1 pseudogene is annotated in these 1,281 nt (G+C 47.5%); it reads right to left on the bottom strand.

The features are described from left to right. Positions 1-1,281 (bottom strand): annotated as a pseudogene (locus PMAL9190_RS20255) (hypothetical protein); the annotation flags it as partial.

The raw sequence follows: 1,281 nt of genomic DNA, 5'->3' as shown, positions 1-1,281 counted from the left end.
CATTACCGCCCGCATCAGCACCATCAGTGACAGTAATAACAACTTGTCCTTGCGTGCTGTCACCATCATTATCCGTCGCCGTCACACCAAGGTTAATGTTGGCAATGTCTGCATCGTTTTGATCAATGGGGCCTGTCACTTCAACCGTGTATGCGCCATCTTTCGCAATCGTTACGACCATCACTGGCTTGTTATCGCTATCAAGCACGGTTAATACGTTACCGTTAACTGTAAATGTGGTCGCGGTGCCATTACTGGTTAGGTTGGCTAAATCCGGTTGGTCAGCATTGAAATCAAGCTGATGGATCGCATCTGAGCCCACATCCAACGGCACTTCGCCGCTAATAACCTCACCATTTTGGGTGGTTTCATTAATGGTGGTGCCACTGTCAGTGCCAAATTCTGGGTTGGCACCATCAACAATGGTGATATCAACATTGGCAGGCTTTTGTAGCCAATCACCATCGGTATCTTGCACCTGAATCGGCACATCAATGGTGATTTTATCGTTAACACTATCAACCAAACCATCGACACCACTGTCGGTGTGGTTTAACGGTTTTTCTTGATTAATCGTCACTGTGACGTCGATATCGTGACCGTTCGCCGCTTGGACGGCATTCAATGATACCGTCACCACTTGCTCGCCATCAGCGGTCACACCGACTAATTGCCCGGTGGCGCTGTCATAGCTAAAGCTGATCGCTTGATTATCAGCGGTGGTTAACTCAGATGATAATTCGTTAATTAATTGGGTTAATTGAATAGGATCGATGGTCACTTTAGTTGGGTCAAGACGATCAGCACCCGCCTCAATCACAATCGTGGTGTTGCCCGATACAGGGTAACCTTGCTCACCAGCTTGAGGGGTTAAATCACCTTCAGTAATGGTAATATCACCGTGCTCATTACCACCCGCATCAGCACCATCAGTGACAGTAATAACAACTTGTCCTTGCGTGCTGTCACCATCATTATCCGTCGCCGTCACACCAAGGTTAATGTTGGCAATGTCTGCATCGTTTTGATCAATAGGGCCTGTCACTTCAACCGTGTATGCGCCATCTTTCGCAATCGTTACGACCATCACTGGCTTGTTATCGCTATCAAGCACGGTTAATACGTTACCGTTAACTGTAAATGTGGTCGCGGTGCCATTACTGGTTAGGTTGGCTAAATCCGGTTGGTCAGCATTGAAATCAAGCTGATGGATCGCATCTGAGCCCACATCCAACGGCACTTCGCCGCTAATAACCTCACCATTTTGGGTGGTTTCATTAA

The organism is Photobacterium malacitanum, assembly GCF_900185615.1.
Classification (GTDB): Bacteria; Pseudomonadota; Gammaproteobacteria; order Enterobacterales; family Vibrionaceae; genus Photobacterium; species Photobacterium malacitanum.
This window is presented reverse-complemented; position numbering and strand designations above follow the sequence as displayed.